This window comes from Streptomyces sp. NBC_01451 (genome assembly GCF_036227485.1).
GTDB lineage: Bacteria > Actinomycetota > Actinomycetes > Streptomycetales > Streptomycetaceae > Streptomyces.
This window is the reverse complement of sequence record NZ_CP109479.1, coordinates 8,980,118-8,994,504: the sequence shown is the minus strand read 5'-3', so window position 1 is coordinate 8,994,504 and position 14,387 is coordinate 8,980,118. Positions and strand designations below refer to the sequence as shown.

14 protein-coding genes are annotated in these 14,387 nt (G+C 69.5%); 4 read left to right on the top strand and 10 right to left on the bottom strand.

All coding sequences use genetic code 11. From position 1 onward, the window contains the following. Positions 1 to 39: 39 nt before the first annotated feature. From OG595_RS39655 to OG595_RS39610, 10 genes are all read right to left on the bottom strand, one after another. Complete coding sequence (locus OG595_RS39655; RefSeq protein ID WP_329283550.1) at positions 40 to 1,047, bottom strand: asparaginase; 1,008 nt, start codon at positions 1,045 to 1,047, stop codon at positions 40 to 42. Positions 1,048 to 1,097: 50 nt separating this feature from the next. Beyond that, positions 1,098 to 2,597 (bottom strand): amino acid permease, encoded by a 1,500-nt coding sequence (locus tag OG595_RS39650; protein ID WP_329280800.1) that lies wholly within the window; start codon positions 2,595 to 2,597, stop codon positions 1,098 to 1,100. Continuing rightward, the gene (locus OG595_RS39645; protein WP_329283548.1) at positions 2,594 to 3,283 is read right to left on the bottom strand and encodes a FadR/GntR family transcriptional regulator; all 690 of its coding nucleotides are present in this window, start codon (positions 3,281 to 3,283) and stop codon (positions 2,594 to 2,596) included. Before OG595_RS39645 ends, OG595_RS39650 begins: the two co-directional genes overlap by 4 nt. Positions 3,284 to 3,424: 141 nt before the next feature. After that, on the bottom strand, positions 3,425 to 4,258 hold the full coding sequence (locus OG595_RS39640; RefSeq protein WP_329280798.1) for an undecaprenyl-diphosphate phosphatase: 834 nt from the start codon (positions 4,256 to 4,258) through the stop codon (positions 3,425 to 3,427). Between the two features lie 81 nt (positions 4,259 to 4,339). Beyond that, complete coding sequence (crcB, locus tag OG595_RS39635; protein WP_329280796.1) at positions 4,340 to 4,696, bottom strand: fluoride efflux transporter CrcB; 357 nt, start codon at positions 4,694 to 4,696, stop codon at positions 4,340 to 4,342. Next, positions 4,693 to 5,076: a DUF190 domain-containing protein gene (locus OG595_RS39630; protein ID WP_329280794.1), complete on the bottom strand. Its 384-nt coding sequence runs from the start codon at positions 5,074 to 5,076 to the stop codon at positions 4,693 to 4,695. The genes crcB and OG595_RS39630 overlap by 4 nt, the downstream gene beginning before the upstream one ends. Then, positions 5,073 to 5,531 (bottom strand): fluoride efflux transporter FluC, encoded by a 459-nt coding sequence (locus OG595_RS39625; protein WP_329280792.1) that lies wholly within the window; start codon positions 5,529 to 5,531, stop codon positions 5,073 to 5,075. The genes OG595_RS39630 and OG595_RS39625 overlap by 4 nt, the downstream gene beginning before the upstream one ends. A 236-nt stretch (positions 5,532 to 5,767) precedes the next feature. Then, on the bottom strand, positions 5,768 to 6,055 hold the full coding sequence (locus tag OG595_RS39620; protein WP_329280790.1) for an ArsR family transcriptional regulator: 288 nt from the start codon (positions 6,053 to 6,055) through the stop codon (positions 5,768 to 5,770). A gap of 198 nt (positions 6,056 to 6,253) precedes the next feature. After that, complete coding sequence (locus tag OG595_RS39615) at positions 6,254 to 7,837, bottom strand: glycoside hydrolase family 53 protein (protein ID WP_329280787.1); 1,584 nt, start codon at positions 7,835 to 7,837, stop codon at positions 6,254 to 6,256. Positions 7,838 to 7,951: 114 nt separating this feature from the next. After that, a complete protein-coding gene (locus OG595_RS39610; protein WP_329280785.1) occupies positions 7,952 to 9,973 on the bottom strand; it encodes a beta-galactosidase in 2,022 nt (673 codons plus the stop codon). Between the two features lie 202 nt (positions 9,974 to 10,175). Here OG595_RS39610 and OG595_RS39605 point away from each other — a divergent pair, with 202 nt between their 5' ends. From OG595_RS39605 to OG595_RS39590, 4 genes are read left to right on the top strand one after another with little or no spacing between them, the layout of a single operon-like run. Then, positions 10,176 to 11,492 carry an ABC transporter substrate-binding protein gene (locus OG595_RS39605; RefSeq protein ID WP_329280783.1) on the top strand — a complete coding sequence of 439 codons (1,317 nt, stop codon included), beginning with the start codon at positions 10,176 to 10,178 and terminating at the stop codon, positions 11,490 to 11,492. Further along, entirely contained in the window at positions 11,489 to 12,412 is a 924-nt protein-coding gene (locus OG595_RS39600) for a carbohydrate ABC transporter permease (RefSeq protein WP_329280781.1), read from the top strand. Before OG595_RS39605 ends, OG595_RS39600 begins: the two co-directional genes overlap by 4 nt. Beyond that, positions 12,409 to 13,314, top strand: coding sequence for a carbohydrate ABC transporter permease (locus tag OG595_RS39595; RefSeq protein WP_329280779.1), 906 nt, complete (start codon positions 12,409 to 12,411; stop codon positions 13,312 to 13,314). Before OG595_RS39600 ends, OG595_RS39595 begins: the two co-directional genes overlap by 4 nt. After that, positions 13,311 to 14,342, top strand: a complete 1,032-nt coding sequence (locus OG595_RS39590) for a LacI family DNA-binding transcriptional regulator (RefSeq protein ID WP_329280777.1) — start codon at positions 13,311 to 13,313, stop codon at positions 14,340 to 14,342. Before OG595_RS39595 ends, OG595_RS39590 begins: the two co-directional genes overlap by 4 nt. The last annotated feature ends 45 nt before the right edge of the window (positions 14,343 to 14,387 follow it).

Here is a 14,387-nt window from a genome sequence, read left to right as displayed (position 1 = left end):
GGACGGGTAGGGGCGGCGGGGGCGAAAGAAGCGGATCCCCTACCGTCGCGGCACAGGATCGAGCACGCGGGCCGGCCGAACCCGTCCGACCTCACGTCCACCACCCAGCAGAGCCTCACCCTCGAACTCGGTGAGCAGCTCCGGATCCACGCCCGCCCGCACCAGTGCCGCCGCCGTCACCGGAACACGGGCCCGGTTCGCACCATCGGCGATCTTCACCGCGACGGCCCGGCCGTCGGGAAGGGCCGCGACCTGGACACCCTCGAAGCCGTCCTTGCTGAGCAACCCGGGTACGGCCCGCATCAGCGCGGCCACGTCCCGCCCGGAACCGGACGCCATCTCGGCGTGGTCTCGCATCGCGTCGGCGACCAGCGCCTCCGGGGTGTCCGGGGCGGCGGTGGTGATGCGGGCCGCGGCGCGGGCGAGACCGTGCAGGGAGATGGAGAAGAGGGGCGCTCCGCAACCGTCGACGGTCACCTGGGCGATGCGCTGCCCGGTGAGGTCCTCGACGATCTCGGCGATCGCCTGCTGGAGGGGGTGGCCGGGGTCGAGGTAGCTGTCGAGGGGCCAGCCGTTGAGCTCGCAGGTGTAGAGCATCGCCGCGTGCTTGCCGGAGCAGTTCTGGGCGAGGCGGGAGGGCAGGCGGCCCTCGCGTATCCAGCCGTCCCGGACGACCGGGTCGAACGGCAGGTCCGGCACGTTGCGCAGGTCGTCCTCGGCGAGGCCGGCCAGCTCCAGGATGCGGCGGGAGCCGGCCAGGTGGCGTTCCTCGCCGGAGTGGCTGGCGGCGGCCAGGGAAAGCAACTCGCCGTCGAGGGGCAGCCCTGCCCTGAGCATGGCCACCGCCTGCACCGGCTTCAGGGCCGAGCGCGGGTAGAAGGCCGCCTCGATGTCGCCCACCTGGAGTTCCACCTGTCCGTCAGTGCCGAGGACGACGACGGAACCGTAGTGGATGCCCTCGATGACCCCGCCGCGCACGAGGTGCGCGACGGGCGAGTGGAGGGGTTCACGGATCGCGGGAGCGTCCGCGAGAGAACTGCCGTACATGGCTGCCTGCACTGCTTCCTGCATTACTTCATCCTGCATCACCGCGTGGTTCACGCGTCGGCTCCGGTCGGCCCGCCGGCTTGGGTGGACTGGCCGGCCGTTTTCGCCTCGGCGGCCTTGCGGGCCACCTGGGCGCGGACGCCGTACCAGCCCGCGACCAGCACCCCGGCGATCAGGGGCAGACACAGCACGGTGGTGCGGCCGGCGCCGCCGTCGGCGTACATCAGGACGAGGACGGAGGCGAGGAAGGCCAGCGTCACGAGCTCGGTCCACGGGGAGCCGGGAAGGCGGTAGCTCGGGCGGGTCAGCTCGCCGTTCTCGGTCTTCCGCCAGAACACCAGGTGGCAGATCATGATCATGCCCCAGGTGGCGAGGATGCCGATCGCGGCGAAGTTCAGCACGATCTCGAAGGCGTCGGCGGGGACGACGAAGTTGAGGCCGACGCCGAGTACGCAGAAGCCGCTGGTGAGCAGGATGCCGCCGTACGGGACCTGGCTGCGGCTCATGTTGCCGGTGAACTTCGGCGCGGAGCCGGACATCGCCATCGAGCGCAGGATGCGGCCGGTGGAGTACAGGCCCGAGTTGAGGGACGACATGGCCGCCGTGAGGACGACCAGGTTCATCACACCGCCGGCCGCCGGGATGCCGATGTTGGACAGGACGGTCACGAAGGGGCTCTCGCCGGACGAGTACTTGTTCCACGGCAGGAGCATCGCGAGGAGGACGACGGAGCCGACGTAGAAGAGGCCGACCCGCCACATGATCGAGTTGATCGCCTTCGGCATGATCTTCTCGGGGTTCTCGGTCTCGCCCGCCGCGACACCGACGAGTTCGACGGAGGCGTAGGCGAAGACGACGCCCTGGATGATCAGCAGCATGGGCAGCAGGCCGTTGGGGAAGACGCCGCCGTTGTCGGTGATCAGGGACGGGCCGGGGGTGGTGCCGTCGACCTCGTGCTGGGTGACCAGCAGGAAGATGCCGATCAGCATGAAGACGACGAGGGCGCTGACCTTGATGATGGCGAACCAGAACTCCAGTTCACCGAACATCCGCACGGAGATCAGGTTCACGGTGAGGACGACCGCCAGGGCGATCAGCGCGAGCACCCACTGCGGAATGTCGGAGAACAGGCCCCAGTAGTGGGTGTAGAGGGCCACCGCGGTGATGTCGGCGATGCCGGTGGTGGCCCAGTTCAGGAAGTACATCCAGCCCGCGACGTACGCGCCCTTCTCGCCCAGGAACTCACGGGCGTACGACACGAAGGCGCCGGACGAGGGCCGGTAGAGGACGAGTTCGCCCAGTGCCCGGACGACGAGGAAGGCGAAGACGCCGCAGACCGCGTAGGCGATGAAGAGGGACGGGCCGGCGTCGGCCAGCCGGCCGCCCGCGCCGAGGAACAGGCCGGTGCCGATGGCACCGCCGATGGCGATCATGTTCACGTGCCGGGACTTCAGCGACTTGCTGTAGCCCGCGTCACCGGCGTCGACGTGGACGGCCTTCTTCTGCGCCGTCCCGTTCGCCGTGCCGTCGTGCAGGGATTGCTCGCTCACGCCTCGGGTCCGCCTTCCGGGGTTGTCTCGTGGGGGGTGTCCGTGTGCGCGGCGCGCACGATGTCGGTGAGGGTCGTGGAGACCCGGTCGAGGTGGTGGGACATGGCCGCCACCGCGTCGTCCTCGCTGCGGTCGATCAGTGCCTCGACGATCGCCCGGTGCTCACGGTTGGACTGCTCGCGCCGGCCGCCCAGCTCGTTCAGGAACGCCGACTGACGGGCCAGCGCGTCCCGGATCTCCTCGATCACCCGGCGGAACACCGGGTTCTGGGCGGCCTGCGCCACGGCCAGATGGAAGAGGGTGTCCATGGCGACCCACGCGGTGGTGTCGGTCTCGTGCTCCATGCGCTCCAGCAGGTGCGCGAGGTGGTCGAGGTCCTCGGGGGTCCGTCGTACGGCCGCGTAGCCGGCGACCGGGATCTCGACGTGCCGACGGACTTCCAGGAGGTCGCTGGCCGCGTAGTCGCCGAAGGTGGGGTCCTCGACGGTGCTGGACACGACGAAGGTGCCTTTGCCGGTCCTGGAGACGGTCAGGCCCATGGTCTGCAGGGCCCGCAGGGCCTCCCGCAGTACGGGCCGGCTCACCTCCAGGCGTCGGCACAGCTCGGCCTCGGAGGGGAGCTTGTCCCCCACGGCGTAGTCTCCGCGCTCGATGGCGCTGCGCAGATGACCGAGGACCGCTTCCATCGCGCTGACGCGCCGCGGTACCGAGCCACCTGTCTGGCTGTCTGACAGGTTCACGGGGGTGATCCTGCGGGTGAAGGGACGGGACTGTCAAGGGTGTGCGGCCGGGGACGTCCTCACGGCGGCCCCGTCTCCCGCCCCGCCTCAGTTCAGTACACCCGCGCCCAGCAGGCCGAAGAGCAGCACGCCGACGATGATCCGGTAGATCACGAAGGCGTTGAAGGAGTGCTTGGCGACGAACTTCAGCAGCCAGGCGATGGAGCCGTAGGCGACGACGAAGGACACCACCGTGCCGACGGCCAGCGGCGCGACGCCCACCCCCGCGCCCAGGGCGTCCTTCAGCTCGTACAGTCCGGCGCCGGTCAGGGCGGGGATGCCGAGGAAGAAGGAGAGACGGGTGGCGGCGACCCGGTCGAGGTCGAGGATCAGCGCCGTCGACATGGTGGCGCCGGAGCGCGAGAAGCCGGGGAACAGCAGGGCGAGGATCTGTGAACTGCCCACCAGCATCGCGTCCTTGAACGTCGTGTCGTCCTCACCGCGCTTGTGCCGGCCCATCTGGTCCGCGGCCCACATCACCCCGCTCCCGACGATCAGCGAGGCGGCGACCACCCACAGCGAGGCCAGTGGGCCCTCGATCAGCGGCTTGGCGGCGAGGCCCACGACGACGATCGGGATGGTCGCCCAGATGACCCACCAGGCGAACTTGTAGTCGTGGTGGTGGCGCTCGTCGCGGTTGCGCAGTCCCCTCCCCCAGGCGGTGACGATCCGGACGATGTCCTTGAAGAAGTACACGAGCACCGCCGCGATCGCGCCGACCTGGATGACGGCCGAGAACCCGACCACCGCGTTGTCGTCGACGGGGATGTTCATCAGCCCCTCGGTGATCTTCAGATGACCGGTCGAGGAGACCGGCAGGAACTCGGTCACCCCCTCGACGGCTCCGAGGACGATGGCCTGACCGACGGAGATGGTGCTCATGGAATCCAGTTCTGCTGGGCGGGGACGGGCTGCGGCGGAGTCAGTCCTACTACACGCCGGCAAGGCCAGGACGCCGTCCGTCTACAGCGCGCCTCCCAGCCACACACCCGCGAAAGCCGCCCCGAGACCGGCCACCACGCTCACCATGACGTTGGCGACGGCGAAGAGACCTGCCCCGTCCTCGGCCAGCCGCAGCGTCTCGTACGAGAAGGTCGAGTACGTGGTCAGCGCGCCGCACAGTCCGGTACCCAGGAGCAGCTGGAGGTCAGGGCCCGGGGCGGCGCCGGTGAGCAGGCCCAGGATCAGGCAGCCTGTGACGTTGACGGCGAGGGTGCCCCAGGGGAAGACCGTGTCGTGACGGGACTGGACGATCCTGTCGGTGAGATAGCGGAGGGGCGCGCCGACCATTCCGCCCGCGATCACGAGCAGCCAGTTCACAACGACTTCTTACCCTTCCCGCCCGCTTCGCCCGGTTTCCCCTCGGTCCGGCCGACGTACCGGATGACCTCGCAGTCGTCGAGGACGACGAGGCCCTCGGTGACGAGTTCGTCGAGTTGCGGCAGGAACGACCGCACGTGTTCCTCGGTGTCGACGATGACGACCGCGACCGGCAGGTCCTCGCTGAGGGAGAGCAGGCGCGAGGTGTGGATCAGGGAAGAGGCGCCGAAGCCCTCGATGCCGCGGAAGACGCTCGCGCCCGCGAGGCCGGCCGCGCGGGCGCGGTGGACGATCTCCGAGTAGAGCGGCCTGTGGTGCCAGGTGTCGTGCTCGCCGATGAGGACGGTCACGCGCAGGGCGCCGCCGGTCAGCCTGGTCATCGTCGCCTCCGTTTCAGGACCCGGCGGGTCGCGGTCGCCGCGAGCGTCACGGCTGTGAGGGCCGCGAGCAGGGTCGCGGCGAGGTAGGCGAGACCGGTGCCGGGGTGGCCCCCGTCGACCAGCTTCCGGATGTCGACGGCGTAGGTGGAGAAGGTGGTGAAGCCGCCGAGCACACCGGTGCCGAAGAAGGGGCGCACGAGGCGGTGGGCGGCCCAGGCATCCGTGATGACCACCATGAACACGCCGATCACGGCACAGCCGACGACGTTGGTCCAGAAGGTGGTCCAGGGGAAAGCGCCTGTCGGCGCGGGCCAGGCGAGGGAGGCCGCGTATCGGGCACAGGCGCCGACCGCGCCGCCGACCGCGACCACCGCGACGACGGGTGCCTGGCCACGCAGAACGGAAGGGCGCGGCGGGGCGGTGACGGTCCCGGTCCGGATGTCGGGGGCTGTCATGGTCGTACGTCTCCTACGCGCCTGTGTGCGCAAGCAGGGACGCGGTTCGGATACGACGGGCCCCACCGCCGCGCCGCGAAGGGAATCACGGCCGCTGAACAGCGTAACGGCAGAGGCCGCGTACGGCGCCCCGGCAGGGGTGCTGGGCCGTATCGGTCTGCGGCTCCGCCGGGTGGGTGCGACCGGTCGTCACCGGCCCGCGGTCGACTCGCACACCAGGTTCGGAGACCCCCCGGCTACCACCCCTTCTCGAACATCCGCGCCACCTCGGCGATGCGGATCTCGTCGGGTCGGTAGAAGGTTCGCCAGCGGATCCGCTTCGTCCGGACCGCGCCGATGCCCGCCAGCAGGCCCAGGTGGGTGGTGGCGACGGAGAGGGGGACGCCGAGTTTCGCGGCGACGGCCGCCGCCGTGACTCCGTCCTCGACCGGATCGCCGTGCCGCTGGGGCGGGAAGTGCGCGCCCGGGTCCTTCAGCCACTCCAGGATCTCCAGGCGTTGCCCGCCTACCGGTCTCTTCAGCATCGCGCCTCCTCGTCCCGGTCACCGCGTGCCCTGCCCCCCAATGTCCCGCAGTTCGGGCCGCCACGTCCGGGGCTTCGCACCTGTTGGCCGAGGTCGGTCGCTTTCCGCCACGCACGTGAGTTCGAGCAAGCCCTTGCATCCCTGTGCGCAGGGGCCCGGCCACCCCCCTCAGGCAGCCGGGCCCCCGTCACTTCCGGCTCAGCGGTGGCTGAACCACGTCATCGCGGGGAGCGCCTTGTCGTCGTAACCGAACAGGGCCTGGTTCTCCCAGCCGTTGCCGGAGGAGGCGTCCGTGGGGTCCCAGCCGTTGCCGGTGACCGCGGTCCAGGTCGCCTCCCAGTAGAAGACGCCGAGACCGCGGCCGTTCGGCACGGCCTCCACGATGTTCAGGATGTCCCGGAACCAGGCCGACTGCCCGGCTGTGGACGCCGCGTACCCGGAGACGAGCTCACCGGTCGTGTCGATGATGTTCTCGTGCGAGTCCTCGCTGTCGAGCCGGAAGGGGTAGGCCGTCTCGGCGACGAACACCGGCTTGCCGTAGCGGGAGGCCGCGTCGTCCAGGGTGGTCTGGAAGTCGTAGAGCGAGCCGTGCCAGTAGCCGTAGTAGGACAGGCCGATGGCGTCGAACTTCACTCCGTTGGAGACCGCGCTGTCGAACCACCAGCGGGTGCCCGACAGGTCGCCGCCCTTGGCCAGGTGCAGCGCGACGGTCGTGCCGGAGTTGACCGCCTTCACCGCGTCGTAGCCGGAGTTGAGCAGCCCGGCGAGCTGCGACCAGTTGTCGGTCGAACCCTCGGACCACAGCATGCCGCCGTTGATCTCGTTGCCGACCTGGACCATGTCGGCCGTGGTGCCCTGGGACTTGAGGGCGTTGAGGACGTCGTAGGTGTGGTTGTAGACGTCCGTCTTCAGCTGGCTGTACGAGTGTCCGGCCCACGCGGACGGCTTGCTCTGGGCGCCCGGGTCGGCCCAGGTGTCCGAGTAGTGGAAGTCGACCAGCAGCTTCATGCCCTGCGCCTTGACGCGCTTGGCGACGGCGAGGACGCGCGCCTTGTTGTTGTAGCCGTCGGCCGGGTTGACCCAGACCTTGACGCGCGCGTAGTTCATGCCGGAGTTCTTCAGGACGGTGAGCGCGTCGCTCGTCGTTCCCGAAGCGGTCTTGTAGACGCCGCCCAGCGCCTCGCTCTTGGGGAGGGAGGAGATGTCGGCGCCCTTGACGGGCACCCCGCCCGTGCCGGAGGCGAAGGTCAGGTCGTCGACGTTGATCCAGTTGCCCGCGTTGGCATCGGAGTTGACGCTGATCGTGCACTGGTTGTTCGTCACGGCGATCGGCACGACGATGCGGATCCACCCGCTGGCGGAGACCGGCAGGTCGGTGCGCTGCTCGGAGCTGCCGCAGTTCTTCAGCGCTATGTAGGCCGACTTCTGGCCGCCGCCCGAGCGGACCCACGCGGTGAGCCTGTAGTTGCCGTTGGTCAGCCCGGACAGGTACTGGTAGGTCTCCACCTTGTAGGCGGAGGCGGAGTAGTGGGACAGGCGGTAACTGCCGCCGTGGCCACCGGACTCCACGTACGAGGCGCCCGTGTCCCCGTACTCCGACCAGCCGGCCGGGACGGCCGCACCCGAACCGTCGGCCTCGAACCCGCCGTTGGTGAGGGTACTGGCCGCCTGCGCCGACGTGGCGGGGAGCGCGGTGAGGGCGAGACCCGCGGCGAGCGGGAGCAGCAGGGCCCTGAGTGTGCGCCTGGTGGTGCGCCCTGGTGTGCGTCTGGGATGGAACATCGTCGTCCGTCGTCCCTTCGACGTAATGGGTTGGGGGTGTCCCTCCTGAGGGGCGGGAGGGGCCCCTCCGCCCGCGGCTCTCGTGGCACGCACGGGCGGAGGGGAACTTGCGGCTCAGCCGTCGAGTCGTACGACCCGGACGGCTCCGGCGGGCAGCGCGAGGCGGCCCGCTGCCCGTTCGCCCGTCAGCAGTTCGGTGCCGGGGGCCTCCAGGGGCACCTTGGCGTCCGACGCGCTGTGGTTGACGGCGAACAGGTAGGTGCCCGACTCGCCGGTGCGGCGGACGAGTTCGACGTCGTGCGGGAGATCGGCGCGGGGTGCGATGTCGGCGTCCTCGGTGGCCCAGCCGAGCAGGGCGTCCAGGCCGTACGCGTCGAGGCGGGTCGACACGTACCAGGCGGTGCCCTCGCCGAGGCGGTGGCGGGTGACGGCCGGCTGGTCGGCGGTGAGTCCGTCGGCGTACGTCCACACGGTCTCGGCGCCGCGCGGGACGACGGACTCGGTCCACACGTCGCCGGTCAGCTCGGAGCCGTCGGGGCCGGTGATGCGCACGGAGTCGCCCTGGAGCAGCGGGGAGAACTCCTCGACGGTCAGGCCGAGTACGTCGCGCAGGGCACCCGGGTAGGGGCCCTCGTGCACGGCGTCGTGCTCGTCGACGATGCCGGAGAAGTACGAGACGACGAGGGTGCCGCCGTTCTCGACGTATTCCCTGAGGTTGTTCCCGGCGGCCTCCGTCATCAGGTACAGGGCGGGAACGACGACAAGGGGATAGGCCGACAAGTCGGCTTCGGGGTGGGCGAAGTCGACCGTGAGGTGGCGGTCGTACAGGGCCTCGTAGAAGGCGTCGGCACGCTCGCGCGGGTCGTGGTCCTCGCTGGGGCGCCACTGGAGGTTCTGCGCCCACCAGGAGTGCCAGTCCCACAGGACGGCGACGTCGGCGACGGTGCGGGTGGAGCGGATGGACGCCAACGAGTCGAGGGAGGCGCCGAGTTCGACGACCTCGCGCCAGACGCGGGTCTCCGTGCCGCCGTGCGGGAGCATCGCCGAGTGGAACTTCTCGGCGCCGCGCCGGGACTGGCGCCACTGGAAGAACATCGCGCCCTCGGAGCCCCGGGCGACATGGGCGAGGGAGTTGCGGGCCATCTGGCCCGGTGCCTTCGCGGGGTTGCGGGCCTGCCAGTTGACGCCCGAGGTGGAGTGTTCGAGGAGGATCCAGGGGGCGCCGTCGCCGACGGATCGGGTGAGGTCGGCGGCCATCGCCAGGTTGACGTGGGTGCGGCGGCCGTCGGTGATCAGGTAGTGGTCGTTGGTGACGATGTCGACCTCGCGGCCCCAGGCCCAGTAGTCGACGGAGTCGCACTGGCTGAGCGCGGTCATGAAGTTGGTGGTGACCGGCACGCCGGGCGACAGGCGGTGCAGGATGTCCCGCTCCATCACGAAGTTCTCGCGCATGGTGGCGTCGGCGAACCGCTTGTAGTCCAGTGCCTGGCCCGGGTTGCCGACGGTGGGCGTGGCGCGCGGTGGGTTGATGTGCTCGAACGTGGCGTACCGCTGGCCCCAGAAGGCGGTTCCCCATGCCTCGTTGACGCCGTCGACCGTCTCGTACGCCGTCTCCAGCCAGCGGCGGAAGTGGGCGGCGCAGGAGTCGCAGTAGCAGGCGGAGACGGGGACGCCGTACTCGTTGTGGACGTGCCACATGGCGAGTGCCGGATGGGCGCCGTAGCGCTCGGCGAGTTTCGTGGTGATGTTCGCGGCGGCGGCTCGGTAGTCGGCGTTGCTGTGACAGATCGCGGCGCGGGAGCCGAACTCGAAGCGCACACCCTCGGGGGTGACCGGCAGCGCGTCCGGGTGCTCGCGGTAGAACCAGGCCGGCGGTGCCACGGTGGGCGTACCGAGGTCGGCGCGGATGCCGTTCTCGTGCAGCAGGTCCAGCAGGCGGTCGAGCCAGCCGAAGTCGTACACCCCGGGCGCGGTCTCCAGCAGGGCCCACGAGAAGATTCCGACGCTGACCATCGTGACACCGGCCTCGCGCATCAGCCGGACGTCCTCCGGCCAGACGCTTTCCGGCCACTGCTCGGGGTTGTAGTCCCCGCCGAAGGCAAGCCCGGTGAGGCCCGTGGGGGTGGTCTCCGGCATGGAATGTCTCCCGGTCGGTTGGTCACTCTGGAACGAATCTTGGGAACGTGCACACACAGCTTCCGTGGTGCGGGGCCTAGATAACCGCACGGCAACAACCATTGACAAGTGTCCAGTGTGTTTCTCTACTGTGAACGCTCACAGAAGCATGGCGGGTCTTCGCAGCAGGCGAGGGCCCCACCGGGTCAGGGGAGAACGTTCCATGCCGAACACGAAGCAGTGGCGCCTCGTGGCAACCGCAGTCGCCGTCACGCTCGGCGCCACCACACTCGCCGCTTGCGGGTCCGACGACGACAGCGACGCCCAGTCGGGCCCGGTGTCGCTGACGTACTGGACCTGGACGCCCGGCATGGACAAGGTCGTCGACCTGTGGAACAAGGGGCCGGGCAAGGAGCAGCAGATCACCGTCACGGTGAAGAAGCAGGCTTCCGGCGACACCCTGGTCACCAAGATCCTCACCGCGCACAAGGCCAAGAAGGCGCCGGACCTGGTGCAGGCCGAGTACCAGGCGCTGCCGACGCTGGTCAGCAATGACGCGCTCGCGGACATCTCGGGCGATGTCGGCGACACCAAGAAGGACTTCGCCGACGGTGTCTGGCAGCAGACGACGCTGGGCACGGACGCGGTGTACGCGGTGCCGCAGGACATCGGACCGATGATGTTCTACTACCGCGAGGACCTCTTCAAGCAGTACGGCCTGAAGGTCCCGACCACGTGGGCCGAGTTCGCGGACACCGCCCGCGCGCTGAAGAAGAAGGCCCCGGACAAGGACCTCACCACCTTCTCCGCCAACGACTCCGGCCTCTTCGCGGGGCTGGCCCAGCAGGCCGGCGCCAAGTGGTGGACGACCTCCGGCGAGAAGTGGAAGGTCGGGATCGACGACGCGGCGACCCAGAAGGTCGCCACGTTCTGGGGCGGCCTCGTCAAGGAGGGCGCCATCGACAACCAGCCGATGTACACCCCGGCCTGGAACAAGGCGCTCAACACCGGCAAGCAGATCGCTTGGGTCAGCGCGGTGTGGGCGCCTGGCACGCTGACGACGGCCGCACCGGACACCAAGGGCAAGTGGGCCATGGCCCCGCTCCCCCAGTGGTCGGCCAGTGAGGACGTGACGGGCAGCTGGGGCGGCTCCTCGACCGCCGTCACCACCGACTCGGGCCACAGGTCGGCCGCCGCGAAGTTCGCCGCCTGGCTGAACACCGACCGTGCCGCGCTGGCCGCGCTCGCGAAGGAGGGCGGGATCTACCCGGCCGCCACGGGCGCCCAGCTCAGCGGCGCGTTCGTCAAGTCGCCCGACTTCTTCTCCAACCAGGCGGACTTCTACACCAAGGCCGCCGAGATCGCGAAGACCACGGCGCCCTCCGCGTGGGGCCCGAACGTGAACGTGGCGTACACCTCCTTCAAGGACGCGTTCGCCGCCGCCGCGAAGAACAAGTCGGACTTCGGTGCAGCCCTCAAGACCATGCAGGACGACACGGTCGCCGACCTGAAGAAGCAGGGCTTCGGAGTCGCGGAGTGACCAGCGCACGCCGGAGGTCGTACGGGGTCAAGGGGGCCCCGTACGCCTTCCTCCTCCCCGCGGTGACCCTCTTCGCCCTCTTCTTCGCACTGCCCATCGGCTACGCGCTCTGGCTGAGCCTGCACAAGGTGAAGGTGTCCGGCCTGGGCCTCGGCGCCGGGGCGCGGAAAGAGGTCTGGGCGGGCATCGGCAACTACACCGACGCCCTCACCGACAGCGAGCTGCTGGACGGCGCCCTGCGCGTGGTCGGCTACGGCGCGATCGTGGTCCCGGTGATGCTGGGTCTCGCCCTCGTCTTCGCGCTGATGCTCGACGCGGACAAGGTGCGGTTCACCCCCTTCACCCGGCTCGCGATCTTCCTGCCGTACGCCATTCCTGGCGTCGTCGCCGCGCTGCTCTGGGGCTTCCTGTACCTGCCGGACGTCAGTCCGTTCTACTTCGTCCTCGACAGGCTGGGGATGCCGCAGCCGGACCTGCTGGACGGCGGTCCGCTGTACCTGGCCCTCTCGAACATCGCGGTGTGGGGCGGTACCGGCTTCAACATGATCGTCATCTACACCTCGCTGCGGTCCATCCCGGCCGAGGTGTACGAGGCGGCGAAGCTGGACGGCGCCACCCCGCTGCAGACCGCGCTGCGGATCAAGATCCCGATGGTGGCGCCCTCGCTGGTGCTGACCTTCTTCTTCTCGATCATCGCGACGCTCCAGGTGTTCAGCGAGCCGACCACCCTCAAGCCGCTCACCAACTCCGTGTCCACGACGTGGAGTCCGCTGATGAAGGTGTACCAGGACGCCTTCGGCAAGGGTGACATCTACTCGGCCGCGGCCGAGGCGACGATCATCGCGATCGTCACACTGGTCCTGTCGTTCGGCTTCCTGCGGGCCGCGAACTCCCGTAACAAGCAGGAGGCAGCACGATGAGTTCTCTTGCCATGGGCAAGGCGGAAGCGGCGACGGGCACCAGGCCCGGCACCGTGCGGCGCCCGCCGCTGCGCGGCCGGATCGCCCTCGTCCCGACGCTCACCCTGCTGCTGGGCGCCCTGTACTGCCTGCTGCCGGTGGCGTGGGTGGTGATCGCGGCGACGAAGTCGGGCAGTGAGCTGTTCTCCACGTTCACGTTCCTGCCCGGCAGCGGCTTCACCGACAACGTGAAGGAGCTGAGCGCCTACCGCGACGGCGTCTACTGGAAGTGGATGGGCAACTCCGCCCTCTACGCCGGTCTCGGCGCCCTCCTCTCGACAGCCGTCTCGGCGATCAGCGGCTACGCGCTGGCGGTCTACCGCTTCCGCGGCCGGGAGACGGTGTTCAGCGTCCTGATGGCGGGCGTGCTGATGCCGCCGGTGATCCTCGCGATCCCCCAGTACCTGCTGCTGGCGAAGGCCGACATCACGGACTCCTACGCGTCCGTGCTGCTGCCGCTGATCCTCTCCCCGTACGGGATATACCTCGCGCGGATCTACGCCGCCGCGGCGGTGCCTGCCGACGTGGTCGAGGCCGGGCGGATGGACGGCGCGGGCGAGTGGCGGATCTTCACCCGGGTCGCGCTCCCGATGATGATCCCGGGCCTCGTGACGGTGTTCCTGTTCCAGTTCGTGGCCGTGTGGAACAACTTCCTGCTCCCCTACATCATGCTCAGCGACGACGAGAAGTTCCCGATCACGCTGGGTCTGTTCACGCTCCTCGAACAGGGAGCGAACACCCCGGCCCTGTACACGCTGGTGATCACGGGCGCGCTTCTGGCGGTCATCCCGCTCATCGCGCTCTTCCTGGTCATCCAGCGGTTCTGGAGCCTCGACCTGCTCTCCGGAGCCGTAAAGTCATGACCATGAGCAATACCGGGGGCCGGCGCAAACCGCCGACGATCCACGACGTGGCCCGCGAGGCAGGAGTATCCCGAGGCACCGTCTCACGCGTGCTCAACGGCGGGCACTACGTCAGCCCGACCGCCCACGAGGCGGTGAACGCCGCGATCCGCAAAACGGGTTACGTGGTGAACCGCCACGCCCGCTCGCTCATCACCGGCCGCTCGGACTCGATCGGCTTCCTGCTGACGGAGCCTCAGGAACGCTTCTTCGAGGACCCCAACTTCAATGTGCTGCTGCGGGGTTGCACCCAGGCACTGGCAGCGCACGACATCCCGCTGCTGCTGATGCTGGCGGGCACCGAGGACGAGCGGCGCCGCATCACGCGGTACATCACCGCCGGTCATGTCGACGGGGTGCTGCTGGTCTCCAGCCACTCCGGTGACCCGGTCGCCCAGGAGCTGTGCGAGGCGGGTGTACCGCTCGTCGCGTGCGGCAAGCCGATCGGCCTCGGCTCCAAGGTGAGCTACGTGGCGGCGGCCGACCGCGACGGCGCCCGGGACATGGTCCGCCATCTCCTGTCGCTGGGGCGCCGCCGTATCGGCATGGTCACCGGCCCGCTCGACACCCCGGGCGGGGTGGAACGCCTCGCCGGCTACCGCGAGGTCCTCGCCGAGGAGGGCATCGAGCACGACGACCGCCTCGTCGTCTCCGGCGACTACAGCCGGGCCAGCGGCGAGGCGGGCGCGGAGAGGCTGCTGGCCCAGTCCCCGGACCTGGACGCCGTGTTCGTCGCGTCCGACCTGATGGCGCAGGGAGTCCTGACCGCACTGGAGCGTGCGGGACGCAGCGTTCCCGGGGACGTTTCGGTGGGCGGCTTCGACGACTCCTCCGCCGCCCTGGCCGCCCGCCCCCAGCTGACGACCATCAGACAGCCCTACGACCGGATCAGCGCCGAGATGGTCCGGGTGCTGCTCGCCCAGATCGGCGGCGAGGACCCGGCGGCGGTGATCCTGCCCACCGAGCTGGTCGAGCGGGGCTCTGCCTGAGTCGGCTCTCACACCACCTCGGACACGTCGGTTTTTATGCATACG